Raw genomic sequence first — 23,496 nt, 5'->3', positions numbered from 1 at the left:
GATGGTACTGCACTGGTTACGGTGTGGGAGAGTAGGTCGCCGCCGAACATAATTTGCCCTGCGGGTTGAGCGCCACAAGCGCTCCCCGCAGGGCTTTTTACTGTTCACGGGAAGATCAGTCGCAGCTCCGCCGCCACTCGTTGGGCAGCATGCCGAAGGCGATCCGGAACCGGCGCGCGAAATGAGTCGGGTCCTTGAAACCCCAACTCCGGGCGACCGTGGCGATCGAACGGTGCCGCGAACTGGGGTGGACGAGCTCCGCCTTCGCGTGGTCTAGCCGGCTGGCGATGATCCACTGTTCCAGGCGCAGGTTGGCGTTCGCGCAGACGCGGTGCAGGTGCCGAGGCGACAAGGCCAGCGCGGTGGCGATGGTGCCCGGACTGAGATCGGGATCGCGCAGGTGCTGACGCACGTACGCGCGGACCTGGACGACCAGGGTCTGTTCGAGGACGTCACGGGCACCCGCCGCGTTGTCGGCCGCCGTGGCGATGAGGGCGCGGGCCAGTTCAATGCTCGCCGCCCCCAGCATCTCGGCGGCCGGGCCAGGGCTGAGCAGGTCGGCGTTACGGGTGATGTCCAGGATGTGGCGGCTGAACAGCTCGAACAACGGGCTCGATCTCAGCCGCGGGCCCGCCCTCCTGACCAGGTCGGCGGGCAGCGCGAGGTGCTCGGCCGAGGTGTTGAGGGACAGCGCGGCGCCGCGGCCCCTCCACCCGAAGGAGAACGGCCGGCCGACGTCCACCACCAGGATCTCGCCTGCCCGCACCGTGTGGGCGGTGGCGCCCACCTCGTAGTGGGCCACGCCGGTCTCGTGCACGCCGATGGCTATGTGCTCACCCGATGCCGAGCGCGAGGACCTCGTGGTGCCAATGTTGGCGAACCCGTTCGAGTCCGCGCGCAGGATCGACGCGGTGCCGAAGGACCAGAGGTCGATCCGTGCGCGCACCGGCTCGTCGTCCGCCGGCTCCACCCGTGAGGTACCCGACGCGTCGCGCAACGTCGTGATCAGCGCGTCCCGCCTGTCCCGCAACGGAATCGTCGCCGTGTCCAGCAGAACTGCCATGCGGACCTCCCCCTTCACCCTGTCCGGTGTGGCGGTGTCAGCCGACGGCACGGCGCTGTGGACCGATTCGGCGTGTCGGCCCGATCTTAGGCTTCGGCGCAGGCCTGCTCGCACTCGTCATTTCGGGAGAGTCAGCATCATGAAGACCATCGTCCTGGTCCACGGTTTCTGGGTGACGCCGCGCAGCTGGGAGCACTGGATCGACCGCTACCAGCAGGCCGGGTACCAGGTCGTCGCTCCCGCCTACCCCGGTTTCGAGGTCGAGGTGGAGGCGCTCAACGCCGACCCGTCGCCGATCGAGGAACTGACCGCGCCGGCGGTCATCGCGCACCTCGAGTCGGTGATCGGAGGACTCGACGAACCACCGATCATCATCGGCCACTCCGCGGGCGGTGCGTTCACCCAGGTCCTGCTGGACCACGGCTTCGGCGCGGCGGGCGTGGCGCTCAACTCCGCACCCACCGAGGGCGTGCTCGTCACTCCGCTGTCGCAGATCAAGTCGACGTTGCCGGTGCTGAAGAACCCGGCCAACAGACACAAGGCGGTCGGTCTCACCCCGGAACAGTGGCGCTACGCGTTCACCAACACCTTCACCGAGGAGGAGTCGCTGGAGCTGTACCGCCGCTACCACGTCCCGGCGTCCGGCCGGATCCTGTGGGGCGGCGTGCTGGCCAACTTCATCCCGGGCCCGCAGGACATTCACGTGGACTACCACAACGACAAGCGCGCCCCGCTGCTGTTCGTGTCCGGCAGCGAGGACCACATCATGCCGCCGTCGGTGCAACGGTCGAACGCCAAGCACTACAAGTCCGACACCGTCACCGAGATCAGGGAGTACGAGGGCAAGGCCCACCTGCTCCCCGCGCAGGAAGGCTGGGAGCAGATCGCCGACGAGGTCCTCGCCTGGGCGGTGGAACAGGCGGGCTGGCCGTCCGCGTGAAGGACGTCCGGATCACCCACATCGGCGGACCCACGGCGTTGATCGAGGTCCACGGGTGGCGGCTGCTGACCGATCCGACGTTCGACGCCCCCGGCCGGAGGTACGACTTCGGCTGGGGGACGTCGTCGCGCAAGCTGACCGGGCCGTCGATCGAGGCCGGTGACCTGCCGCCGATCGACGCGGTCCTGCTCACCCACGACCACCACGCGGACAACCTCGACGACGCCGGCCGTGCCCTGCTTCCCACGGCGGGCACCGTCGTCACCACGGCCTCGGGCGCCCGGCGTCTTGGCGCCGGCGCGCGCGGCCTGCTCCCGTGGGCGACGACCCGGCTCACCGCACCGGGCAGACCCGCCATCGAGATCACCGCGACCCCGTGCCGGCACGGTCCACCCCTGTCCCGTCCCGTCACGGGCGACGTCATCGGCTTCGCCCTGCGCTGGGACGGCCAGGAGCACGGCCGGCTGTGGATCTCCGGCGACACCGTGCTGTACGACGGCGTGCGTGAGATCGCCGGCCGGATCGAGGTGGATCTCGCCCTCCTGCACCTCGGAGGCGTCCGCTTCCCGGTCACCGGACCCCTGCGCTACACGATGACCGCCGCCGACGCCGTCGCGCTGTGCCGTCTTCTCCGTCCGCGCACGGTGATTCCCGTGCACTACGAGGGCTGGCTGCACTTCCAGCAGGGCCGTGCCGCGGTGAAGAGCGTTTTCGCCGCGGCGCCGGACGTGCGCGAGCTCGTGCGCTGGCTGCCGATCGGCGTCGGCGTGGACGGACCTGGAGGTGACCGCTGACAGGCAGCCCTGGTTTCCGGAGAGCGCCGGGTTTCGTTTCCGGGAAGTTTCTTCTCCGGATGGACTAGTGCGAAATCCTCCTGAACAGGGTGAAGATGTGGACCATGGAGCGCCGAGCCCCCACCTCAGGACTGCGCCGCAGCCGCACGGTCACCACGCCGAGGCTCGGTGAGCTGTTCAACGGCTATCTCAATCCCGAACGACCCCATGCCGGTGCCTACGACGAGATGTTCTCCACGGACAGCGGGGTGCGGAGTGCTTATCGCGCGCTGTACGAGTCGGTGGCTCCGTCGCAGGTCAACGAGCTGAACGCGCGTAGTGAGGCGCTCGGCCGGGCGTTTGTCGACCAAGGAATCACGTTCTCGCTGAGTGGTCAGGAGCGGCCGTTTCCGCTCGATCTGATTCCTCGGATCATCACGGCCGGGGAGTGGTCGAAGCTCGAGAAGGGCATTGTTCAGCGGGTTCGGGCGTTGGAGATGTTCCTCGCGGACATCTACGGCGACGCGCAGATCGTTCGGGATGGAGTGTTGCCGCGGCGTCTCATTACGAGCTGCGAGCACTTCCATCGGGAAGCGGCCGGCATCATCCCGCCCAACGGGGTGCGCATCCACGTGTCGGGTGTGGACCTCGTGCGCGACGAGCAGGGGACGTTCCGGGTTCTCGAGGACAATCTTCGCTGTCCGTCCGGCGTTTCGTACGTGATGGAGAACCGGCGGACCATGGCTCGGGTGTTTCCCGACTTGTTCGCACGGCATCGCGTGCGCGCGGTGGGGGACTATGCGGTGCATCTGCTCCGTGCGCTCCGCAACGCTGCCGCGCCCAACGCTGCGGATCCGAACGTTGTCGTGCTCACGCCTGGGCTGGGGAACTCCGCCTACTTCGAGCACTCGTTGCTCGCGCGGCAGATGGGGGTGGAGCTCGTTGAGGGGCGGGATCTGTTCTGCCGTGACAACTTCGTCTACCTGAGGACGACCGAAGGTGAGCGGCAGGTCGACGTCATCTACCGGCGCATCGACGACGACTACCTGGATCCTGTGCACTTCCGGCCCGACTCGGTGCTGGGGATCGCGGGGCTGTTGAACGCGGCGCGGGCCGGCAACGTGGTCGTGGCGAACGCTGTGGGCAACGGGGTGGCGGACGACAAGCTCGTCTACACGTACCTGCCGGAGATCGTGCAGTACTACCTCGGCGAGAAGCCGTTGCTGCCCAACGTGGACACGTTCCGGTGCTGGTTGTCCGACGAGCGGGCGCACGTGCTCGACAAGCTCGACGAGTTGGTCGTGAAGCCCGTCGAGGGGTCCGGTGGGTACGGGATCGTGTTCGGGCCGGACGCGACGGTCCGGGAGCTGAACTCGTTGCGGAAGCGGATCAGGAACAACCCGCGCGGGTGGATCGCGCAGCCCGTGGTGCAGCTCAGCACGGTGCCGACCAAGGTGGGCGACAAGCTGGCGCCGCGGCACGTGGATCTGCGGCCGTTCGCGGTCAACGACGGGAACTTCATCTTCGTGCTGCCCGGTGGGCTGACGCGCGTCGCGTTGCCCGAGGGCAGTCTGATCGTCAACTCGTCGCAGGGTGGCGGTTCGAAGGACACGTGGGTGCTGGCGGCGAAGTCGTCGACGCAGGAACGGGAGTTGGCGCAGCCCGGGCTCGCCGGAGCGTCCCAGATGGAGGCCGCGGCAGCCGAGCAGGGGCCGGAGCTGACCACTTCCCAGCAACAGCAGCAACAACAGCAGCAGTAAGGAGGCGCGCGAAATGCTGGCACGCAACGCTGAGTCGCTGTACTGGATCGGCCGCTACGTCGAACGGGCGGACGACACGGCGCGCATCCTGGACGTCTCGGTCCACCAGTTGCTGGAGGACGCGACCGTCGACCCTGACGCGACGTCGCGTCAGTTGCTGACGGTTCTGGGGATCACGCCTCCGGCCGGCGGTGACCAGTTCGACGTGTGGTCGCTGACGGAACTCGTGGCGTACAACAAGGACAACCCCAGTTCGATCGTGTCGTCGGTCAACAGCGCGCGCGAGAACACGCGTGGTGCTCGTGAGGTCGTGTCGACCGAAATGTGGGAGTGCCTCAACGCGATGTGGAACGCCGTCGCGGAACGGCAGACCTACGCGCGCACGATGGGGCCGCACGCTTTCTTCAGCTTTGTGGAGGAACGGGCGGCGATGTTCGCAGGGCTCGCGGACTCCACGATGTCGCGGGACGACGGGTGGCGGTTCCTGGTTCTGGGGCGGTCTGTTGAGCGTGTCGACATGATCGTGCGGCTGTTGTTGGCTCGTGTGGGCGACAAGGCTTCTTCGCCGGGATGGGTCACGGTGTTGCGGTCTGCCGGTGCGCACGACACGTATCTGAGGACGTACCGCGGGGCGTTGGACGCGTCGAGAGTGGTGCAGTTCCTGTTGTTGGACAGGCTGTTCCCGCGGTCGGTGTTCCACGCGCTGAGGCAGGCCGAGTCGTGCCTGGAGCAACTGGAGAACCAACCGTCCGTGCGTGTCGGTGCACGTGCGGAGGCGTTGCGGTTGCTCGGCAAGGCACGCAGTGAGCTCGAGTTCCTACGGCCGCACGACCTGCTCGACGACCTGCCGAAACGGCTCGCGGCACTGCAGAAGACCGTGCGTGATGTCGGCGAGGCCGTGTCACAGCAGTACTTCCACGTGGCGCCGTGGGTCGCCTGGACGAACACCGAGGTGGGCTGACCATGAGCTGGCGAGTGCGTGTCGTGCACACGACGGGTTATCGGTACGAGGCACCGGTCGTGCAGTCGTACAACGAGGCACGGCTGACACCGCGTGGTGACCGCCGTCAGAACGTGGTCGTCTCACGCGTCGAGACCACGCCGGCGACTCGTGCGTACCGGTACACGGACTACTGGGGCACGGAGGTCACGTCGTTCGACCTCCATGCGCCGCACAAAGAACTGCAGGTTGTCGCGTCGTCGGTGGTCGAGACGAGCGCGGAGATCGAGCCGGTGACCACAGGCACGTGGGGCGACGTGCGCGCGGAGAACATCGTCGACCGCTACACGGAGTTTCTCGAGCCCACGCTCTACACGCCGCGCAACCGTGAGTTGCTCGCGGTGGCGCGTGACCTCAAGAAGGGGCAGTCGCCGTCGGGTGCGGTGCTGGCGGCTTCGCAGTGGGTGTCGGAACAGCTCAAGTACCAGCCCGGCTCGACAGGCGTGCACAGCTCGGCCGTCGACGCGTGGCACGAACGCAAGGGCGTGTGCCAGGACTTCGCGCACCTCAGCCTGGTTCTGTTGCGCGGTATGGGGATTCCGGCGCGATACGTCTCCGGGTACCTGCACACCAAGGAGGACGGCGCGCTGCGGGAGACGGTGCGGGGCGAGTCGCACGCGTGGATCGAGGCGTGGACCGGCGGTTGGTGGGGCTACGACCCCACGAACGCGATGCCGGTCGGGCCTCGGCACGTGTGGGTGGCGTTGGGTCGTGACTATGCGGATGTGGCGCCGTTGAAGGGGATCTACTCGGGCGGGGCCGCGACGGCGCTGGAGGTCACGGTCGACATCACGAGGCTGGCGTAGGACGTTTTCACCCGAATGAGCGCCTTCTTTGGACCCGCTACAAACCCTAGCTTCGGGCTATGACTGTGATCACTTCCACTGTGTACAGCCGGGATCTCGGCGATGAGCTGCGTCGACTCAGGGAATCCTGCACCGATCTGGGAGGCCGGGCGATGGCCATCCGGCTCGGATGGGATCCGAGCAAGATGTCGACCATCGAACGCGGCAAGGCACGGGCGAGCGAGATCGACCTCATCCAGTTCCTGACGGCGTGCGGCAAGGACGTCGACTTCTTCGAGGAGTTCCGGCTCCGGTACAAGAACGCGTTCGACGAGTACATCGTGCAGGTGTCAGGAAACCTGCGGACGCTCGCTTTCGCCGAGTCGACGGCCAAGAAGATCCTGAGCTACGACCCGCTCGCGGTGCCGGGCCTGGTGCAGGTGGCCGAGTACGCCGACGCTCTGTACCGGCTCGGCGGGTTCATCTCGGAGGACCGCATCCCGACGGTCGTGCAGTTCCGCATCGATCGGCAGGCGATCCTGAGGCGCTTCAACCGGCCGGACTGCCTGTTCTACGTTCATGAGCTCGCGTTGCGGCAGTTGGTCGGCGGCGACCGCGTCATGGAGGAGCAGTACGCGCGGTTGCTGTTCGAGGCGGACCTGATCAGGGTCGTGCCCGCGCACGTCGTGGTGCCCTCGACCGGTCTCGTGTTGTGGGAGTACGAGAAGGCCGCGCCGGTGGTGTTCAGCGACACCGACGTCGCCAAGGTGTTCGTGCAGGATCCCGGGGCCATCGCGCGCACCCGGCTGCTCTTCGACCACCTGGAACGGGTCGCGTTGGATGCGGAACAATCGCGGAGCAAGCTGGCGGAGTACGTCGGCCGACCGCGAGGGGATTTCGATGCTCAGGGACCGCGCCTGGCGTAAGAGCAGCTACAGCGGCGCCACCGAGGACAGCAACTGTGTGGAGGTGCTGATCAGGAGCGATGTGCTGGTTCGTGACTCCAAGAACGTCGACGCGGGCACGCTGAGCTTCAGCGCACCCGCGTGGCGTGCGTTCGTTCAGCGCCAGCCGTGACGGTCGCGTAGGACGTCCACGACCTGGCCGAACGCGGCGGGCGCCAGCACGGCGCCCTCGCGGCGGAGGTCGTCGTCCGAGTCGAGGGCGAACACGCGGTCGAGGCGCAGGTAGGACGGCCTGCCCTCGCGGTCCCAGGCGCCCGCGCCCAGTTCCAGGAAGTTGCCGCGGGGCTCTTTGGACGAGAGCATCAACGCGACCAGTTCGCGCTTCGCGCGGCCCACGACCAGCAGTGGCCGGTCCTTGCCGCGGTTCGCGTCCTCCTCGAAGGGCACCCAGGCCCAGATGACCTCGCCGGGGTCCGCGTCGCCGTCCATCGAGGGCTCGTACTCGAGCTTGGCGGTCGTGGCGGCGTCGTGGATCTCGCGTACCGCGCCCTTCTCCGGGCGGGGGTCTTCACCGTTCATCTGCACGAACGCACCCTAGTGGTGCAGGGCACACCGGCCTCTATGGGACCATAAGGGGACACCCGTCCGATTTCCTGTTGAGGACTGCCTTGACCACGTTCGCCGACACGACGTTCACGCCGCCGGAGCTCATCCGGAACTTCTGCATCATCGCGCACATCGACCATGGCAAGTCCACGCTGGCCGACCGCATGCTGCAGCTCACCGGCGTGGTCGACGCGCGGTCGATGCGGGCGCAGTACCTCGACCGCATGGACATCGAGCGTGAGCGCGGCATCACCATCAAGGCGCAGAACGTGCGTCTGCCGTGGCAGCTCGATGGGCAGGACCACGTCCTGCACATGATCGACACGCCTGGCCACGTCGACTTCACCTACGAGGTGTCCCGCGCGCTGGAAGCCTGTGAGGGCGCCGTGCTGCTGGTCGACGCCGCGCAGGGCATCGAGGCGCAGACGCTCGCGAACCTGTACCTGGCGATGGAGAACGACCTCACCATCATCCCGGTGCTGAACAAGATCGACCTGCCCGCGGCGGACCCGGACAAGTACGCCAAGGAGATCGCGCACATCACCGGCTGTGAGCCGGACGAGGTGCTGCGCGTCTCGGCGAAGACCGGTCTCGGCGTCGAGGCGCTGCTCGACGAGGTCGTGCGGAAGGTTCCGGCCCCGGTCGGCGAGGACGACGCCCCGGCCCGCGCGATGATCTTCGACTCGGTCTACGACACCTACCGCGGCGTCGTGACCTACATCCGCGTCGTCGACGGCAAGATCACGCCGCGCGAACGCATCAAGATGATGTCGACCGGTGCGACCCACGAGATCCTCGAGGTCGGCATCGTCTCGCCGGAGCCCAAGCCGTCGCAGGGCCTCGGCGTCGGCGAGGTGGGCTACCTGATCACCGGCGTGAAGGACGTGCGCCAGTCCAAGGTCGGCGACACGGTCACGTCGGAGCGCAAGGGCGCCACGGAGCCGCTGGCCGGCTACCGCGAGCCCCGCCCGATGGTCTACTCGGGCCTGTACCCGGTCGACGGCTCGGACTACCCGGAGCTGCGCGAGGCGCTGGACAAGCTCCAGCTCAACGACGCTGCTCTGACGTACGAGCCGGAGACCTCCGCGGCACTGGGCTTCGGTTTCCGCTGCGGCTTCCTCGGCCTGCTGCACCTGGAGATCACCCGCGACCGCCTGGAGCGCGAGTACGGTCTCGACCTCATCTCCACGGCCCCGAACGTCGTGTACCGCGTGGTGATGGAGGACGGCGCCGAGATCGTCGTGACGAACCCGTCCGACTGGCCGGAGGGCAAGCGCGCCGAGGTCTACGAGCCCATCACCAAGTGCACCATCATCGCGCCGTCCGACTACATCGGCCCGATCATGGAGCTCTGCCAGTCCAAGCGCGGCCAACTCGGCGGCATGGACTACCTCTCCGAGGACCGCGTCGAACTGCGCTACACGATGCCCCTCGGTGAGATCATCTTCGACTTCTTCGACTCGCTGAAGTCGCGCACCCGCGGTTACGCGTCGCTGGACTACGAAGAGTCCGGCGAGCAGGACGCGGAGCTCGTCAAGGTCGACATCCTGCTGCAGGGTGAGACGGTCGACGCGTTCAGCGCGATCGTGCACAAGGACTACGCCTACGCGTACGGCACGCGCATGGCGACGCGTCTGCGTGAGCTCATCCCCCGGCAGCAGTTCGAGGTGCCGATCCAGGCCGCGATCGGTGCCCGCGTGATCGCTCGAGAGACGATCCGCGCCATCCGCAAGGACGTGCTGGCCAAGTGCTACGGCGGTGACATCACCCGTAAGCGCAAGCTGCTCGAGAAGCAGAAGGAAGGCAAGAAGCGCATGAAGATGGTGGGGCGTGTGGAGGTGCCGCAGGAGGCCTTCGTCGCCGCGCTGTCGACGGATGAGCCGAAGGGCAAGAAGTAGGTCTTCAGGCTTGAACGGGCCGGATCCGCTGTGGCGGGTCCGGCCTTTTCTCGGTCGACGTCGTTGCCGGTTCAGCAACGTAGTTTGCCGTTCTGGCACGACCGGGGGCATTGTCGTAGGCATGACGACCGCACAGGAGTTCTGGGAGACCTTCTACTCGGAGCGGGACCAGGTCTGGTCCGGCAAGCCGAACCCGTTGCTGGTGCGCGAGGCCGAACGGCTCACGCCCGGCAGCGCGCTCGACATCGGGTGCGCCGAGGGTGGCGACGCCGTGTGGCTGGCGAAGCGGGGCTGGCGGGTGCTGGGGGTCGACGTGTCGCAGGTCGCGCTCGACCGCGCGCTCAAGCACGCGTACGACGCCGGCGTGGAGATCTCCGTGGAACAGCACGATCTCAAGGCCACGTTCCCCGACGGCCTGTACGACCTGGTGAGCGCCCAGTTCCTGCACTCGCCGGTCGAGGAGGACGGCGAGCGCAACAGCATCCTGAAGAAGGCCTCGCAGGCCGTGGCGCCCGGCGGGTACCTGGTCGTCGGGGGGCACGCGGGCGCGCCGTCGTGGTCCGAGCACCAGGACTACTACTTCCCGACGACCAAGGACGTGCTCGACCACCTCGGGCTCAAGGACAACTGGATCATCATCACCGACGAGGTGGTGGAACGGCCGCTGACGGGGCCGGAGGGGCAGCAGGAGATGCGCAAGGACAACGTCCTCACCCTCAAGCGGCTCTTCTAGAAAACGCGAAGGCCACCCTCGGCATCGTTGCCGGGGTGGCCCAAGGGATGGTCGTCAGGCGGAACGCAGGAGGCGGTCCATCGCCTGGCGGTTGATGATCGAACGGAGCTCGCTCGTCTCCTCCGCGCTGTGGCGCGACAGGATGGCGTCCAGTTCGAGTCGGTCGCTCTCGGTGGTGTAGCTGGCCAACTGCCGTTCGAGGCTCTGGCGCTTCACACGAGCCGCGCGGCGCGTGGCCAGGCTCGAACGCAGGGACTTCACGGTCAGGTCTTGGCGGGTCATCTCGTCCTTCCAATCTTGGTTACGGTTCGATAATACACCCTGTTCAAGTGGCCTGTACCGTTTAAGAAGCGAGTTAGCTCACGTACTGCTCGAGCAACCCGAGCGCCCGCGCGTACTTGGCCTTCAGGCGATCTTGTGTCGCCTCGTCGAGACGGGCCATGCGGGTGGGGGAGAGGTTGTCGCCGATGTCCGCCCTCTTCACGGAGAGTGCCAACGGGTTGGCGGCCACGCGCCTCAGGTAGTCCTCCTGCGGCTCGTCCGGCAAGTGTGACAACGCCACGACGGCGTCGACCACAGCCGTCGGGCAGCCGCGAGAGAGAAGATCGGCCGCCGTCACCTCGGTGTCCTCGATGACGTCGTGCAGCACGGCGGCCATCTGCTCGTGCTCGCCCGTCACGGATGCCATGACCCGCAACGGATGTCCGATGTACGGCCGGCCCGACTTGTCGACCTGCCCGTCGTGCGCGGAGGTGGCCAGTGCGATGGCGTCTTCGAGGGTGAACACGACATCAAGCTAAACCAGGGCTTGACCAAGTGCAGTGGTCTAGTCCATTTTTAGTCCACTCACAAACATGGCCGCCGCATGAGTGTGTGGAGGTGGACCATGTCCAAGGCCAGACGAGCAGCCATAGCGCTGCTCGCCGCGCTGTTCTCGTGCGCCGGTCTGGTGCTGGTGATCAACGGCAGCGCTGCCGCCGCGAACCTCGCGGCCAACAGCGGCTTCGAGGCCGGCAACCTCAGTGGTTGGACCTGCACCGAGGGCACGAGCGTCACCAACAGCACGAAGCGCACCGGCACGTACGCACTGCAGGGCGCTCCCGCCGGGCAGAGCAACGCGCGGTGCCAGCAAACCGTGACGGTGCAACCGAACACGGCCTACAAGCTGAGCGCGTGGGTGCAGGGCAGCTACGTCTACCTGGGTGTCACCGGTGGCGTGGAGAAGAACACCTGGACCCCCGGGACGAGTGGCTTCTCCCAGCTGACCGTGGACTTCACGACCGGCAGCGCCACCAGCGTCACGATCTACCTGCACGGCTGGTACGGCCAGCCCGCGTACTACGCCGACGACGTCAGCCTCGACGGTCCCGGCACGCCGCCGACGACCACGAGCACCACGACGTCGACCACCACCACTACGACGACCACGACGACCACCACCACGACCGGCAACCCGCCGAACACCGGTCTGCCCAAGCACGTCCTGACGGGCTACTGGCAGAACTTCTACAACGGTGCGCGCGCTCTCAGGCTGGCCGACGTCCCCACCACCTACGACATCATCGCGGTCTCGTTCGCCGACGCCACGGCGGTGCAGGGCCAGGTCGCGTTCAACGTCGACCCCGGCCTGAGCAGCCAGCTCGGCGGTTACACCGACGCGCAGTTCCGCGCGGACGTCAAGACCGTGCAGAACCGCGGTCAGAAGGTGATCATCTCCGTCGGCGGTGAGAAGGGCACGATCAGCGTCGGCAACTCGACGGCGGCGACGAACTTCTCCAACAGCGTGAAGAGCCTGATCTCGTCGTACGGCTTCAACGGCGTGGACATCGACCTGGAGAACGGCGTCAACGCCCAGTACATGGGCCAGGCGCTGCGGGCGATCCACGCGGGCGGCGGCACCGTCATCACCATGGCGCCGCAGACGATCGACATGCAGAACGTCAACGCCGAGTACTTCAAGCTGGCGCTGGCGACCAAGGACATCCTGACGATCGTCAACATGCAGTACTACAACTCCGGCACGATGCTCGGCTGCGACCAGCAGGTCCACAGCCAGGGCACGGTCAACTTCCTGACCGCGCTCGCGTGCATCCAGCTGCAGTCCGGCCTGCGCGCCGACCAGGTGGGCCTCGGCCTGCCCGCGTCGCCGTCCGGTGCCGGTGGCGGTTACCAGTCGCCGTCCAACGTCAACAACGCGCTCAGCTGCCTCGCCCGCGGTACGAACTGCGGGACGTTCAAGCCGAGCACGACCTGGCCGTCCATCCGCGGCGCCATGACGTGGTCGATCAACTGGGACGCTTCCAACAACTGGCAGTTCGCCAACACGGTCGCTCCTCATCTGGACTCCCTGCCCTAGATGATGGAACCGGTCGGCGCCACGTCCTTTGTGGACGTGGCGCCGGACGTCCGTTCGGAGCAGTTCTTGCGTCATCAACGACACACGGCTTCACCAGGCATTTGCCGCCCGATCCAACTAGGTTGTCCGTATGTTCCACACGCTGGCCGTGCCTGTGATCGCCGCGCCGATGGCAGGTGGCCCCTCCACTCCCGAACTGGTCGCCGCGGTGAGCGAAGCAGGTGGGTTCGGGTTCCTCGCGGCGGGTTACGTCACCGTCGAGCAGCTCGCGGAGAAGATCACGCGCACGAGTGAGCTCACGAGCAAACCGTTCGGGGTCAACCTGTTCGTGCCCGGTACGCGGTCGACAGCGGACATCTCGTCGTACGTGCGGCGCATCACGCCCTTCGCCGAGAAGGTCGGCGCTGTGCCGGGGGACCCGCGCTGGGACGACGACAACTACTCGGCGAAGCTCGAGCTCGTGCTGGCGCTGCGGGTTCCGGTGGTGTCGTTCACGTTCGGCCTGCCCGACGTCGACGACGTGCAGCGGCTCAAGGCGGCCGGGTCCACGATCGTCGTCACGGTCACCACCCCCAGCGAGGCACGTCAGGCGCAGCAGATCGGCGCGGACGTCGTGTGCGTGCAGGGTTCGGACGCGGGTGGCCACCGCGGCACGTTCGCCGACGACGGCATCTCGCCCGGCGGCGGTGAGCTGTACGGCACCCTCGCGGCGATCAGGCTCGTGCGCGCCGCCGTCGGCCTCCCGGTGATCGCGACCGGCGGCCTGGTCAACGGTGCCGACGTCGCCGCCGTGCTGGCGGCAGGGGCCGTCGCGGCACAGCTCGGCACCGCGTTCCTCGGTTGCCCGGAGGCGGGAACCAATGCCGCACAACGAGAAGCGCTCGCCGAAGGAGCTCGTCGCACGGCGCTCACGAGGGCGTTCAGCGGACGGCCCGCGCGAGGCCTGGTGAACAGGTTCCTGATCGAGCACGGCCCGCACGCGCCCGCCGCGTACCCGAACGTCCACCACCTGACGCGTCCGGTGCGCGCGACCGGTGAGGTCGAGGTCATGTCGCTGTGGGCGGGCACCACGTACCCGCTCGCCACGGCCGAACCCGCCGGTGCGATCGTGCGGCGAATCGATACCGAGCTCACGGAAACGATCAATTCGTTGTCAGAGCGGTTCCGTCGCGGCTAAGAAGGACGGCGTGACCTCGCTCTCAGATGAGACCTTCCAGGCGATGATGGACTGGAACCCGTTGTTCGCCACGCTCGTCGGTGTTCCCGGCTGGGACGACAAGCTCGAGGACCACAGTCCGGAGGGCCACCGTGAGCTGCGAGCGCGGCTCACGGAGATCCTCGGTCGCGTCGACTCGAGCGACGAGGACCCGGTGTCGCGGGACGTGATCCGGCACCAGGCCGAGTCGATCATCACCATGATCGACGCCCGGCTCGTGGAGCACAGCGTGGCCAGAGGGCTGAACTCCCCGGTGACGCTGCTGCTCAGGAACACCTCCCAGGTCGACTTCTCGCAGCGGCGGCACGCCGTCCCGCGCTTTCTGGAGCAGGTGGCGGGGCGGCTGCTCGACACCGACCGCAGGCCGTTGCGCCGGCACGTGGAGAGCGGAGCGGCGCACGTCGAACGGTTCCTCGCCTCGCCCCGTCAGGAGTGGGAGGGCGACGCGGACCTGCGTCCCGCGTTCGCCCGTTACCGCGAGGTCCTGCTGGGCCTGCCTGGGCGTGACGACGAGCAGGCCGGGCTCTGCTGGTTGCCCGAGGGCGAGGAGAACTACCGCAAGCTCGTCCGCGACTACACCACGACGTCCTACACGCCGGCCGAACTGCATCAGCTCGGCCTCGACCTGATCGCCGGGCTGCGCGAGGAGTACGCGGAGATCGGGTCGCGGGTGTGGGGAACCTCGGACGTGCCGGAGATCTTCCGCCGGCTGCGCACGGAACTGTTGTGGGCCAACGAGGACGACATGCTCACCAGTGCGGCGGAGGCCGTCGTCAGGGCGAACGCCGAGGCGCCGAACTGGTTCGGCAGGCTGCCGAAGGCGCGGTGCGAGGTCCAGTTCACCCCGGAGCAGGACCGGGCCAACGCGCCGTTCGCGTACTACGTGGACGCGGCGCTCGACGGCTCCCGTCCCGGCGTGTACTTCCTGAACCCGTTCGACGCCACTTCCCGCAGCCGCACGCTGTCCGAGGTGACGGCGTTCCACGAGGCCGTTCCCGGCCACCACTTCCAGATCTCGATCGCCGCCGAGACCGAGCTGACGAACGTGCGCAAGTTCGCGTTCATCGACGCCTACCTCGAGGGCTGGGGCCTCTACACCGAGCGGCTGGCCGACGAGATGGGGCTCTACTCGTCGGACGAGGACCGGCTGGGCATGCTGGGTCTCGACGCGATGCGCGCCGGGCGGCTGGTGGTCGACACGGGCATCCACGCGCTGGGCTGGTCGCGGCAGCAGGCCGTCGACTACCTGCGCGAGAACACCGTGATGGACCACTCGGAGATCGATGGCGAGATCGACAGGTACATCGAGACGCCGGGACAGGCTCTCGCGTACATGGTCGGACGCCTGGAGATCCTGCGCATCCGGTCCGACGCACGTGCCGCGATGGGGCAGGAGTTCGACATCAGGGCGTTCCACGACCTGGTGCTGGAGAACGGCATCGTACCGTTGTCCACTCTGGGCGGTCTTGTTTCCGAATGGTCTGGGAGGGCCTGATGTCACTGGCGGATGAAATGTTCCAGGCGATGATGGACTCGTCGCCGCTGTCCGCCGCGATGTTCGGCCTGCCGGGCTGGGACGACCAGCTCGAGGACCTGAGCGTCGAGAGCGAACAAGCGATGAGGGCGCGGATCGCCGACATCCTGAGTCGTGCCGAGACGAGCGACGAGGACCCGGTGACGCTCGCGGTCATCCGGCAGCAGGGCCGGGCGATCATCGACCGGACGGACGCCAGGCTGGTCGAGCACACCGTCGCGCAGGGCCTGGCCGCGCCGGTGAACGGCCTGCTCATGATCGCGACGAAGGTCGACGTGTCCCAGCGGCTCGACAAGTTCCCCCGCTACGTCCGGCAGGCGGCGCAGCGGTTGCGCGACTCCGACCGCAGGCCGTTGCAACGCCACGTCGAGGCCGGTGTCCAGCGCGTCCAGGCCTTCCTGGACTCGCCGGTGCAGCCGTGGGAGGGCGACCACTCCGCCGAGATCCGCGCGGCCGTCACCGAGTTCCGCGACGTGCTGGCGTCGATCGAGGACGGCCGCGGCGACGAGCACGCCGGTCTGTGCTGGTTGCCCGAGGGCGAGGAGAACTACCGCAAGCTGGCCCGCGTCTACACGACGACCGATCGCACGCCGGACGAGCTGCACCGCCTGGGTCTCGACCTGATCGCCGGGCTGCGCGAGGAGTACGCGGAGATCGGCTCGCGGCTGTGGGGCACCTCGGACGTGCCGGAGATCTTCCACCGGTTGCGCACGGAACTGTTGTGGGACAACGAGGACCAGATGGTGGAGAGCGCGGTCGAGGCGATCGCGCGGGCGCAGGCCGAGGCGCCGAAGTGGTTCGGCCGCATGCCGAAGTCCGAGTGCCAGGTGCGGCTGGTCGACGAGGCGGGCCGCTCGACGGCGCCGATCGCGTTCTACATGCCGGCGGCGCAGGACGGCAGCCGTCCGGGGATCTACTGGCTGAACCCGTTGGGCGCCACCGAACGCAGCCGCACGCTGTCCGAGGCGACGGCGTTCCACGAGGCGGTGCCCGGTCACCACTACCAGGTGAGCATCGCGGCCGAGACGGACATGCACGAGATGCGCCGGTTCGCGTTCATCGAGGCGTACCTGGAGGGCTGGGGCCTCTACACCGAGCGCCTCGCGGACGAGATGGGCCTGTACTCGTCGGACGAGCAACGCCTCGGCATGCTCGGCCTCGACGCGATGCGCGCGGGCCGGTTGGTCGTCGACACGGGCATCCACGCGCTGGGCTGGTCGAGGCAGCAGGCCATCGACTACCTGCGCGAGAACACCGTGATGGCGGAGCCGGAGATCATCTCGGAAATCGACCGGTACATCGAGATGCCGGGTCAGGCGCTCGCGTACATGGTGGGGCGCCTGGAGATCCTGCGCATCCGGTCCGAGGCGGAGACGAAGATGGGCGACCGCTTCGACATCCGCGCGTTCCACGACCTGGTGGTGGGGAGCGGCGCGGTGCCGCTCTCCACCCTCGACCAGATCGTCACTGCTTGGAGCGACGCTCCATGACGGAGTGCTTCTTCGAGTACGCGAAGTAGATGATCAGGCCGATCACGAACCAGACCGCGAACCGCAGCCAGGTCTCGGGCGTCAGGAACGTGATCAGCCAGATCGAGAAGATCACGCCGATGATCGGCACGACAGGCATGCCCGGCGTCCTGAACGTCCGGGGGAGGTCGGGCTGCTTGTAGCGCAACACGATCACGGCGATGCACACGACGACGAACGCCAGCAGGATGCCGATGTTGGTGAGCTCGGCGGCCTCCGCGATGGGCAGGAAACCGGCGATGATCGCGGAGGCGATGCCCAGCACCCAGGTGATGCGCGTCGGGACGCGCTTCACCGGGTGCGACTTCGCGAACCACTGGGGCAGCAGGCCGTCGCGGCTCATCGAGTAGCCGACGCGGGCCGCGCCCATGAGGAACGTGAACAGCACCGTCGTGATGCCGAGGATCGCGCCGACGCTGATGATGATGCCCAGCGCGGGCAGGCCGACGTCCGCGAACGCCGTGGCGAACGCGGATTCCGCGTCGACGTCCTTGTAGTTCACCATCCCGGTCAGCACCAGACAGGCCAGCACGTACAGGACCATCGACACCGCGAGCGAGTAGATGATCGCCTTCGGCATGTGCCGCTGCGAGTCCTTGGACTCCTCGGCCGCCGTCGACATCGCGTCGTAGCCGAAGACCGCGAAGAACACCGTCGCCGCACCCGTGAGCGCACCCGAGATGCCGAACGGGAAGAACGGGTTGTAGTTGGCGGTGTCGATGTGGAACGCGCCGACGACGATGACCAGCGCCACGACCGCGATCTTCAGGTACACCAGCGTGGTCTCGAACCGTGCCGCGTTCTTCATGCCCGTGTTCAGCACGTACGCGATGAGCAGGCACAGCAGGACCGCGAACAGGTTCACCTTGTACGTGCCCGAGGCGACGTCACCCGTCTCGGTGCCCGGTGCGCCCAGCATCCATTGCGGTAGGTGGATGTTCAGCAACGACAGCAGTTCGGTGAAGTAACCGGAGATGCCGATCGCGACCACCGCCACGATCGCGGTGTACTCGAGCAACAGGTCCCAGCCGATGAACCAGCCGACGATCTCGCCGAGCACCGCGTACCCGTAGGTGTAGGCGCTGCCGGCCTTCGGGATGAGGCCCGCGAACTCCGCGTAGGAGAACGCCGCCGCCGCACTCGCGATGCCGGCCACGAGGAACGAGATCAGCACGGCGGGGCCGGCCGTCTTGTTCGCGACGGCACCCGCGAGCGAGAAGATGCCCGCGCCGATGATGCCGCCGATGCCGATCGCCGTCAGCTGCCACAGGCCCAGTGTCTTGGTGAGCCCGTCGCCCTTGTCCTCGGCGATCTGTTCTATGGGCTTGCGCCGGAAAACGCCCTGCGTAGTCATGGGATCACTGTCACGCGGTTCGCGCGCACCCGCTGACCAGCAGGGCGTTTTGTGCCTTTTTACGCGCGGCTGAAGACGATCTTGCCCGCGGTGTCGCCCTCCAGCATCGAGCGCAGGCCCTGCTCGGCGTCCTCGAACTTCAGCTCGGCGCCGATCTGCGGCTTGAGGTCGTTGAGGGCGCAGAACCGCATCAGGTCGCCCAGTTCCTCGCGCGTGCCCATGGTCGAGCCGACGACCCGGAGCTGCAGGAAGAAGAGCCGCTGGAGCTCGGCCGCCGAGGCGTCACCGGACGTCGCGCCGGAGATCACCACGATGCCGCCGGGCTTGAGGGCCTTCATCGAGTGCGACCAGGTGGCCTTGCCGACGGTCTCGAACACGGCGTCGACCCGTTCGGGCAGTCGGGCGCCGGACTCGAACGTGTCGTGCGCGCCGAGGCTCTTCGCCAGTGCGCGCTTCTCCTCGCTGCGGCCCGTGACCCACACGCGGAACCCGGCGGCGCGGCCGAGCTGGATCAGCGCCGTCGAGACACCGCCCGACGCACCCTGCACGAGCATCGTCTGACCGGGGCGCAGGCCGGACTTCACGAACAGCATCCGGTACGCGGTCAGCCACGCCGTGCCCATGCAGGCGGCCTCGGCGAACGACAGGTCGGCGGGCTTGGGCAGCGCGTTCTGGGCCGGCACGACCACGTAGTCGGCGAACGTGCCCTGGTGCTTCTCGGTGAGCAGCGTGCGCCTCGGGTCGAGCGTCTCCTCGCCGGCCCAGTTCGGGTCGCCGATGACGGAGTGCAGCACCACCTCGGTGCCGTCGTCGAGCACACCGGCGCCGTCGCAGCCCAGGATCATCGGGAACTGCTCGGGCTTGATGCCGACCCCGCGCAACGTCCACAGGTCGTGCATGTTGAGGCTGGCGGCCTTCACCGCGACGCGCACCCACCCGGAGGGGACCTCGGGCTCGGGGCGCTCGCCCACGCGAAGCGAGGCCAGCGGGTTCTCAGGACTGGGTTCTGCTGCGTAAACGGCGAACATGGTTCGCAACATACCCACCTGGATCGTGGCCAAATGCCGTGACTCGGGTCACGCGACTACTCTCGGGGGCGTGGACTGGCTTGTGCAGTGGTGGGACGGGGTCGAGCTGTGGTTGGTGCAGCTGCCCGTCGCCGTGCAGTTCCCCGTCGTGATGATCGTGGTGTTGCCCTTGTGCCTGGGCGTCGCACGGCTGATCGACAGGGTGGCTGACTGGGGAGCGAACAACCCGGCGTCGGTCCCCGAGCCCGAGCCCGAACCGGAGAAGGTCGCCGCGTGAGTCCTGGTCGTCGCCTGACCGTCGCACTGGTCGGGCTCGTTGCCCTCGTCGTGGTCGGGTGGTTCTTCAAGGACACCGCCTCGAACCCCGAGACGCCGCCCGCGAGCATCGCGCCGTCGGCCTCGCAGCTCGCCGTTCCCGGCGGGAAGTCGGGCCTCGACGTCCAGGCGCTGTCGAAGCTGCCCGCCGAGGCGTCGAAGACGTGGAAGCTGATCGAGGCGAAGGGCCCGTTCCCGTACCCGCGCAACGACGGCGTGACGTTCCAGAACCGCGAGAAGCGGCTGCCCGCCAAGGACTCCGGGTACTACAAGGAGTACACCGTGCCGACGCCGGGAAGTCCCGACCGGGGCGCGCGGCGGATCGTCACCGGGTCGGAAAAGGAAGTCTTCTACACCGGCGACCACTATTCGTCGTTCGTCGTGGTGGACGTGAACAAATGAAACGGCACATTCTCGTTTCGGAAAAGGAAGCCGCGATCTCGGCCATTGCCGCGGCGCTCGACTTCCCCGAGTGGTTCGGGCAGAACCTCGACGCGTTGTACGACAGCCTGACCGATCTCTCGTGGATGCCCGCGGGGGAGTACGTGCTGGTCGTGCCCGTGGACCTGGACTCCTCCGTGCTGGAGGTGCTGCGTGACGCTGCGAAGCAGACCGCCGAAACGGGTGACCGGAAAGTGCGCGTGATTCGCACAGAACGGTGACAGGCGCTGCGGTATTGGCGTCCGGAGTGGACAGTGCCATTCCATGGGAACGCATTTCCGTCGCTTGAGCTGTGCGCTCGGCGTCGTCGCGGTTGTTTCGATCTCTTGTCCGGCGGTGTCGTTCGCCGGTGACCCCGACTGCTCGCAGGAGGGGCCCTTCACGCCGTTCGAGACCGTCGACGGCGACAACCCCGTGACCATGCGCAACGGCCGCGTGATCGAGCTGCGTGCGTCGAACAAGTCCAAGTGCGCGTGGGGGCGCATCTCCCACGGCACGCCGGGCGAGGAGATCTGGACCGACCGCAAGGAGCCCTCGGCCAACGGGCACGAGGGCTTCCTCGGTTACACCAGGATCGACTCGGGTTCCGCGAAGTACACCGAGGCGTTCAAGAACGACGGCAGGCTCATGCGCGCCTGCGGGTCCTCGCAGGGCCTGATCGAGTGCACCGGGTGGTTCTAGCTCTCGGCGGGCACCCACGAAGGCTTGCGCTTCTCCTTGAACGCGGTGATGCCCTCCTGGCCCTCGGGGCCACCGAAGTGCCGCGCTGAGAGCTTCAGCATGTCCGCGAAGACCTCGCCGAGGTTCGTGGACCTCTCCTGCTGCAGCATCTCCTTGGTGGCGGCCAGTGCGTTGGGGGCGCCGAGCGCGAGCATGTCCGTGTAGCGGCGGACCTCCGCGTCGACGTCGTCCGTCGCGGAGTTGAGCAGGCCGATCTCCTTGGCCCGCTGCGCGTCGAACGTCTCGCCGGTGAGGAACAGCTCGTGGGCCTGGCGGGGGAGCAGCCGCGGCAGCACCGTCACCGAGATGACGGCCGGCACGACACCGATCCGGACCTCGCTGAACGCGAACGTCGCCTTGACGTCCGCGATGGAGATGTCGCACGCCGCGACGATGCCGACGCCACCCGCGCGAGCAGGCCCCTTGAGTGCGGCGACGACCGGCTTCGGGCTGGTCCAGAGCTGCTCGAGGATCGCGGGGAACTCGTTGACGCCCTGGTCGCCCGCGCTCGCCCCGGCTGCCTCCTTGAGGTCCATGCCGGAACAGAACACGGAGCCCGTGTGGGTCAGCACGACCACGCGCACACCGTCGTCGCTCGCCGCGTTGCTCAGGTGGTCTTTGAGCTCCCGGCGCAGCTGCGAGGACAGCGCGTTGCGGTTGTGGGGAGAGTCCAGCGTGATCGTCGCGATGCCACGCTGCACCTCGTAGTGGACCAGCTCGTCTGCCATGCCGCTGACCTTAGCCGGGCGGTTGTTTGACAGCATGCTGTCGTTAATGACAGTCTACTGTCATGACACAGAAGGTGTACCTCGTCCTGGCCGATCAGCTCGCCGACTGGGAGTACGGCCACGTGGCCGCGCAGGTGAGCATCCAGAACTTCCAGCAGCAGCCGGGGCGGTACGAGATCCGGACGGTCGGGCTGACCACGGACCCGATCCGCACGGTCGGCGGTGTGCGGATGCTGCCGGACGTCTCCGTTTCCGAGGTCTCGCTGGACGACGCGGCGATGCTCGTGATGCCGGGCGGCGACGGGTGGGAGAGCGGTTCGCTGGCGGCGTTCGGGAAGCTCGCGCGGCGGTTCCGCGAGGCCGGCAAGCCGATCGCGGCGATCTGCGGTGCGACGGTCGCGCTGGCGGCCGAGGGGCTGCTCGACGACGTGGCGCACACGTCGAACTTCCCTGAGGGGCTTGGTTCTTACGGCGGCGCGGCGCTGTACCGCGACGAACGCGTGGTGCGCTCTGATGGTGTGATCACGGCGGGTGGTGCGTCGGCGCTGGAGTTCGCGCGTGAGGTGCTGGCGGAGCTGGAGACGTTCTCGCCGGGGACGTTGCACGCTTGGTACGAGTTCAACCGCGACGACACCGTCGAGGCGTTCGGGAAGCTGGTGGCGAGTGTCCAGGAGTGAGTCGGGTGACGTTTTGACCGACGTCGTGATGAGGACTTTCCGTCTGTACGGGGCGTTTCTCGACGCGGCCGAGGTGATGACGAAGCCGGTGGGCCTGACTGCGGCGTGGTGGCAGGTGCTCGGCGCGGTGCTGCGCGAGCCGTTGTCCGTCTCGGGCGTGGCACGGGAGATGGGGCTGACCCGTCAGTCCGTGCAGCGGATCGCGGACCTGTTGGTGGACAAGGGTTTGGCGGAGTACCTGCCGAACCCGGCACACGCCCGCGCGAAGCTGGTGCGGCCGACCGAAGAGGGATATGCCGCCATCGCCCGGTTGCGGGACGCGCAGCACGAGTGGGCGAACCGCGTCAGTGCGCAGGTCTCGTTGGAAGACCTGCGCACGACGCTCGCCACGATGACCGCTCTGGTCGCGGCTAGTTCCTGATGCCCGGCAGGGGGTTGGGCATCGGGGTAACTAGCCGATCGTGGTCGTGGTCAGCACGGGGCTGGGGTCCGGGTAGCCCTTCGCGGCGGCGTTGATCGGGAACCCGATGACCACGACGACGGCGGTGAAGGTGAGGCCCGGGGCGTCGTAGCTGGTGCCACCCAGCTTCGTGGTGATCGTCCCGGTGCCGCCCGCCTGCAGGTTGATGGTGACGGTCGGCAGTTCGAAGTCGGCGCCGCCCTTGATCGGACCAGGCACGTTCAGCACGACGTCGTTGCCCTGCAAGGCAACCGTGGGCGTGCCACCCAGTCCCGAACCGCCGGACAGCGACGCGGAGGTGAACTTCGAGTTGGCGGGCACGGGGAGCCGGAGCGCGAGGCCCTTGATCTCCCGCACCTGACGTCCGCCGGCCTCGGTCGGAATCTTGTTGGGAGCGGGGTCGATCGTGACCTTGACGGCCCCGTTGGGAGCGACGGTCGCCGGCGCCGAAGCGTCGACACCCTGGTCGAGCGTGAAGTCCGACGTCTGCCCGACGGCAGTCGCGCGGAGCTTGTAGGTGATCGTCTGCGGAGCTGCTGACGCGTTGACGGCGAACATCAGCATCGGTACCAGTGCGGCTGCGGCAATTCCGGCTAGCTTCATGGCCTCTCCCCGATGAGTGGACGAGGGACACTCCAAGCACGCGGCGTAGTCAACTGACTACTCATGAGTAGG

The 23,496-nt window shown here is 67.6% G+C and carries 27 protein-coding genes; 19 read left to right on the top strand and 8 right to left on the bottom strand.

All coding sequences use genetic code 11. The features are described 5' to 3' along the window. Positions 1-115: 115 nt before the first annotated feature. Positions 116-1,063, bottom strand: a complete 948-nt coding sequence (locus PV646_RS42820; RefSeq protein ID WP_500348692.1) for a helix-turn-helix domain-containing protein — start codon at positions 1,061-1,063, stop codon at positions 116-118. A 139-nt stretch (positions 1,064-1,202) separates the two neighbouring features. Between PV646_RS42820 and PV646_RS42815 the strand changes: the two genes are divergently transcribed. The 7 genes from PV646_RS42815 to PV646_RS42785 all read left to right on the top strand — a co-directional run bounded on the left by PV646_RS42815 (position 1,203) and on the right by PV646_RS42785 (position 7,398). Further along, positions 1,203-2,003 (top strand): alpha/beta hydrolase, encoded by an 801-nt coding sequence (locus tag PV646_RS42815; protein ID WP_500348690.1) that lies wholly within the window; start codon positions 1,203-1,205, stop codon positions 2,001-2,003. Then, on the top strand, positions 2,000-2,797 hold the full coding sequence (locus PV646_RS42810) for an MBL fold metallo-hydrolase (RefSeq protein ID WP_500348688.1): 798 nt from the start codon (positions 2,000-2,002) through the stop codon (positions 2,795-2,797). The genes PV646_RS42815 and PV646_RS42810 overlap by 4 nt, the downstream gene beginning before the upstream one ends. A gap of 104 nt (positions 2,798-2,901) precedes the next feature. Continuing rightward, positions 2,902-4,536, top strand: coding sequence for a circularly permuted type 2 ATP-grasp protein (locus tag PV646_RS42805; RefSeq protein ID WP_500348687.1), 1,635 nt, complete (start codon positions 2,902-2,904; stop codon positions 4,534-4,536). Positions 4,537-4,549: 13 nt separating this feature from the next. Further along, complete coding sequence (locus tag PV646_RS42800) at positions 4,550-5,497, top strand: alpha-E domain-containing protein (RefSeq protein ID WP_500348685.1); 948 nt, start codon at positions 4,550-4,552, stop codon at positions 5,495-5,497. 2 nt (positions 5,498-5,499) lie between these two features. Continuing rightward, the gene (locus PV646_RS42795; protein ID WP_500348683.1) at positions 5,500-6,342 is read left to right on the top strand and encodes a transglutaminase family protein; all 843 of its coding nucleotides are present in this window, start codon (positions 5,500-5,502) and stop codon (positions 6,340-6,342) included. Between the two features lie 59 nt (positions 6,343-6,401). Next, a complete protein-coding gene (locus PV646_RS42790) occupies positions 6,402-7,247 on the top strand; it encodes a helix-turn-helix domain-containing protein (protein WP_500348681.1) in 846 nt (281 codons plus the stop codon). After that, positions 7,222-7,398: a DUF397 domain-containing protein gene (locus PV646_RS42785; protein ID WP_500348679.1), complete on the top strand. Its 177-nt coding sequence runs from the start codon at positions 7,222-7,224 to the stop codon at positions 7,396-7,398. The genes PV646_RS42790 and PV646_RS42785 overlap by 26 nt, the downstream gene beginning before the upstream one ends. Here the strand turns inward: PV646_RS42785 and PV646_RS42780 are convergent. Continuing rightward, the gene (locus PV646_RS42780; protein ID WP_500348677.1) at positions 7,383-7,805 is read right to left on the bottom strand and encodes a type II toxin-antitoxin system PemK/MazF family toxin; all 423 of its coding nucleotides are present in this window, start codon (positions 7,803-7,805) and stop codon (positions 7,383-7,385) included. The two genes, PV646_RS42785 and PV646_RS42780, sit on opposite strands and share 16 nt — an antisense overlap. An 89-nt stretch (positions 7,806-7,894) precedes the next feature. Between PV646_RS42780 and lepA the strand changes: the two genes are divergently transcribed. After that, positions 7,895-9,730, top strand: coding sequence for a translation elongation factor 4 (gene lepA / locus PV646_RS42775; RefSeq protein ID WP_500348675.1), 1,836 nt, complete (start codon positions 7,895-7,897; stop codon positions 9,728-9,730). Between the two features lie 121 nt (positions 9,731-9,851). Continuing rightward, positions 9,852-10,463: a class I SAM-dependent methyltransferase gene (locus PV646_RS42770; RefSeq protein WP_500348674.1), complete on the top strand. Its 612-nt coding sequence runs from the start codon at positions 9,852-9,854 to the stop codon at positions 10,461-10,463. A 54-nt stretch (positions 10,464-10,517) separates the two neighbouring features. Here PV646_RS42770 and PV646_RS42765 read toward each other — a convergent pair whose 3' ends face one another. After that, a complete protein-coding gene (locus PV646_RS42765) occupies positions 10,518-10,745 on the bottom strand; it encodes a hypothetical protein (RefSeq protein WP_452253246.1) in 228 nt (75 codons plus the stop codon). Between the two features lie 73 nt (positions 10,746-10,818). After that, complete coding sequence (locus PV646_RS42760; RefSeq protein WP_500348673.1) at positions 10,819-11,250, bottom strand: HD domain-containing protein; 432 nt, start codon at positions 11,248-11,250, stop codon at positions 10,819-10,821. A 99-nt stretch (positions 11,251-11,349) separates the two neighbouring features. Between PV646_RS42760 and PV646_RS42755 the strand changes: the two genes are divergently transcribed. The 4 genes from PV646_RS42755 (at position 11,350) to PV646_RS42740 (ending at position 17,059) form a co-directional block, all read left to right on the top strand. Then, the gene (locus PV646_RS42755) at positions 11,350-12,819 is read left to right on the top strand and encodes a chitinase (RefSeq protein WP_500348671.1); all 1,470 of its coding nucleotides are present in this window, start codon (positions 11,350-11,352) and stop codon (positions 12,817-12,819) included. A gap of 130 nt (positions 12,820-12,949) precedes the next feature. Beyond that, on the top strand, positions 12,950-13,996 hold the full coding sequence (locus tag PV646_RS42750) for an NAD(P)H-dependent flavin oxidoreductase (protein ID WP_500348670.1): 1,047 nt from the start codon (positions 12,950-12,952) through the stop codon (positions 13,994-13,996). Positions 13,997-14,006: 10 nt separating this feature from the next. After that, positions 14,007-15,530, top strand: coding sequence for a DUF885 domain-containing protein (locus PV646_RS42745; protein WP_500348668.1), 1,524 nt, complete (start codon positions 14,007-14,009; stop codon positions 15,528-15,530). Beyond that, complete coding sequence (locus PV646_RS42740) at positions 15,530-17,059, top strand: DUF885 domain-containing protein (RefSeq protein ID WP_500348667.1); 1,530 nt, start codon at positions 15,530-15,532, stop codon at positions 17,057-17,059. Before PV646_RS42745 ends, PV646_RS42740 begins: the two co-directional genes overlap by 1 nt. On the opposite strand, the gene PV646_RS42735 is transcribed toward PV646_RS42740, so the two are convergent. After that, entirely contained in the window at positions 17,034-18,452 is a 1,419-nt protein-coding gene (locus PV646_RS42735; protein ID WP_500348665.1) for an amino acid permease, read from the bottom strand. The genes PV646_RS42740 and PV646_RS42735 overlap by 26 nt on opposite strands. A gap of 59 nt (positions 18,453-18,511) precedes the next feature. Next, a complete protein-coding gene (locus PV646_RS42730; RefSeq protein WP_500348664.1) occupies positions 18,512-19,480 on the bottom strand; it encodes a zinc-binding dehydrogenase in 969 nt (322 codons plus the stop codon). A 70-nt stretch (positions 19,481-19,550) separates the two neighbouring features. Between PV646_RS42730 and PV646_RS42725 the strand changes: the two genes are divergently transcribed. The 4 genes from PV646_RS42725 (at position 19,551) to PV646_RS42710 (ending at position 20,917) form a co-directional block, all read left to right on the top strand. Further along, positions 19,551-19,757 carry a hypothetical protein gene (locus PV646_RS42725; RefSeq protein ID WP_189159877.1) on the top strand — a complete coding sequence of 69 codons (207 nt, stop codon included), beginning with the start codon at positions 19,551-19,553 and terminating at the stop codon, positions 19,755-19,757. Beyond that, entirely contained in the window at positions 19,754-20,197 is a 444-nt protein-coding gene (locus tag PV646_RS42720; protein WP_500348662.1) for a guanyl-specific ribonuclease, read from the top strand. The genes PV646_RS42725 and PV646_RS42720 overlap by 4 nt, the downstream gene beginning before the upstream one ends. Beyond that, the gene (locus PV646_RS42715) at positions 20,194-20,457 is read left to right on the top strand and encodes a barstar family protein (protein WP_500348660.1); all 264 of its coding nucleotides are present in this window, start codon (positions 20,194-20,196) and stop codon (positions 20,455-20,457) included. The genes PV646_RS42720 and PV646_RS42715 overlap by 4 nt, the downstream gene beginning before the upstream one ends. 115 nt (positions 20,458-20,572) lie before the next feature. Next, positions 20,573-20,917 (top strand): hypothetical protein, encoded by a 345-nt coding sequence (locus PV646_RS42710; protein ID WP_500348659.1) that lies wholly within the window; start codon positions 20,573-20,575, stop codon positions 20,915-20,917. Here the strand turns inward: PV646_RS42710 and PV646_RS42705 are convergent. Further along, positions 20,914-21,684 carry an enoyl-CoA hydratase family protein gene (locus PV646_RS42705; protein ID WP_500348657.1) on the bottom strand — a complete coding sequence of 257 codons (771 nt, stop codon included), beginning with the start codon at positions 21,682-21,684 and terminating at the stop codon, positions 20,914-20,916. The two genes, PV646_RS42710 and PV646_RS42705, sit on opposite strands and share 4 nt — an antisense overlap. 62 nt (positions 21,685-21,746) lie before the next feature. Here PV646_RS42705 and PV646_RS42700 point away from each other — a divergent pair, with 62 nt between their 5' ends. Continuing rightward, the gene (locus PV646_RS42700) at positions 21,747-22,361 is read left to right on the top strand and encodes a DJ-1/PfpI family protein (protein ID WP_500348655.1); all 615 of its coding nucleotides are present in this window, start codon (positions 21,747-21,749) and stop codon (positions 22,359-22,361) included. A 28-nt stretch (positions 22,362-22,389) separates the two neighbouring features. Beyond that, positions 22,390-22,782: a MarR family winged helix-turn-helix transcriptional regulator gene (locus PV646_RS42695; protein ID WP_500348654.1), complete on the top strand. Its 393-nt coding sequence runs from the start codon at positions 22,390-22,392 to the stop codon at positions 22,780-22,782. A 30-nt stretch (positions 22,783-22,812) separates the two neighbouring features. On the opposite strand, the gene PV646_RS42690 is transcribed toward PV646_RS42695, so the two are convergent. Continuing rightward, positions 22,813-23,424: a cyclase gene (locus tag PV646_RS42690; RefSeq protein WP_500348653.1), complete on the bottom strand. Its 612-nt coding sequence runs from the start codon at positions 23,422-23,424 to the stop codon at positions 22,813-22,815. Positions 23,425-23,496 lie beyond the last annotated feature (72 nt).

It is taken from the genome of Streptomyces sp. ID05-26A, assembly GCF_033794685.1.
In the GTDB taxonomy this organism is placed as follows: domain Bacteria; phylum Actinomycetota; class Actinomycetes; order Mycobacteriales; family Pseudonocardiaceae; genus Lentzea.
This window is presented reverse-complemented; position numbering and strand designations above follow the sequence as displayed.

Excerpts from the sequence above, each read along its gene's own strand:
- PV646_RS42820 (WP_500348692.1), bottom strand. The coding sequence starts at position 1,063 with ATGGCAGTTCTGCTGGACACGGCGACGATTCCGTTGCGGGACAGGCGG.
- PV646_RS42815 (WP_500348690.1), top strand. The coding sequence starts at position 1,203 with ATGAAGACCATCGTCCTGGTCCACGGTTTCTGGGTGACGCCGCGCAGC.
- PV646_RS42805 (WP_500348687.1), top strand. The coding sequence starts at position 2,902 with ATGGAGCGCCGAGCCCCCACCTCAGGACTGCGCCGCAGCCGCACGGTC.
- PV646_RS42800 (WP_500348685.1), top strand. The coding sequence starts at position 4,550 with ATGCTGGCACGCAACGCTGAGTCGCTGTACTGGATCGGCCGCTACGTC.
- PV646_RS42795 (WP_500348683.1), top strand. The coding sequence starts at position 5,500 with ATGAGCTGGCGAGTGCGTGTCGTGCACACGACGGGTTATCGGTACGAG.
- PV646_RS42790 (WP_500348681.1), top strand. The coding sequence starts at position 6,402 with ATGACTGTGATCACTTCCACTGTGTACAGCCGGGATCTCGGCGATGAG.
- PV646_RS42785 (WP_500348679.1), top strand. The coding sequence starts at position 7,222 with ATGCTCAGGGACCGCGCCTGGCGTAAGAGCAGCTACAGCGGCGCCACC.
- PV646_RS42780 (WP_500348677.1), bottom strand. The coding sequence starts at position 7,805 with ATGAACGGTGAAGACCCCCGCCCGGAGAAGGGCGCGGTACGCGAGATC.
- PV646_RS42770 (WP_500348674.1), top strand. The coding sequence starts at position 9,852 with ATGACGACCGCACAGGAGTTCTGGGAGACCTTCTACTCGGAGCGGGAC.
- PV646_RS42765 (WP_452253246.1), bottom strand. The coding sequence starts at position 10,745 with ATGACCCGCCAAGACCTGACCGTGAAGTCCCTGCGTTCGAGCCTGGCC.
- PV646_RS42755 (WP_500348671.1), top strand. The coding sequence starts at position 11,350 with ATGTCCAAGGCCAGACGAGCAGCCATAGCGCTGCTCGCCGCGCTGTTC.
- PV646_RS42750 (WP_500348670.1), top strand. The coding sequence starts at position 12,950 with ATGTTCCACACGCTGGCCGTGCCTGTGATCGCCGCGCCGATGGCAGGT.
- PV646_RS42740 (WP_500348667.1), top strand. The coding sequence starts at position 15,530 with ATGTCACTGGCGGATGAAATGTTCCAGGCGATGATGGACTCGTCGCCG.
- PV646_RS42735 (WP_500348665.1), bottom strand. The coding sequence starts at position 18,452 with ATGACTACGCAGGGCGTTTTCCGGCGCAAGCCCATAGAACAGATCGCC.
- PV646_RS42730 (WP_500348664.1), bottom strand. The coding sequence starts at position 19,480 with ATGTTCGCCGTTTACGCAGCAGAACCCAGTCCTGAGAACCCGCTGGCC.
- PV646_RS42715 (WP_500348660.1), top strand. The coding sequence starts at position 20,194 with ATGAAACGGCACATTCTCGTTTCGGAAAAGGAAGCCGCGATCTCGGCC.
- PV646_RS42705 (WP_500348657.1), bottom strand. The coding sequence starts at position 21,684 with ATGGCAGACGAGCTGGTCCACTACGAGGTGCAGCGTGGCATCGCGACG.
- PV646_RS42700 (WP_500348655.1), top strand. The coding sequence starts at position 21,747 with ATGACACAGAAGGTGTACCTCGTCCTGGCCGATCAGCTCGCCGACTGG.
- PV646_RS42695 (WP_500348654.1), top strand. The coding sequence starts at position 22,390 with ATGAGGACTTTCCGTCTGTACGGGGCGTTTCTCGACGCGGCCGAGGTG.
- PV646_RS42690 (WP_500348653.1), bottom strand. The coding sequence starts at position 23,424 with ATGAAGCTAGCCGGAATTGCCGCAGCCGCACTGGTACCGATGCTGATG.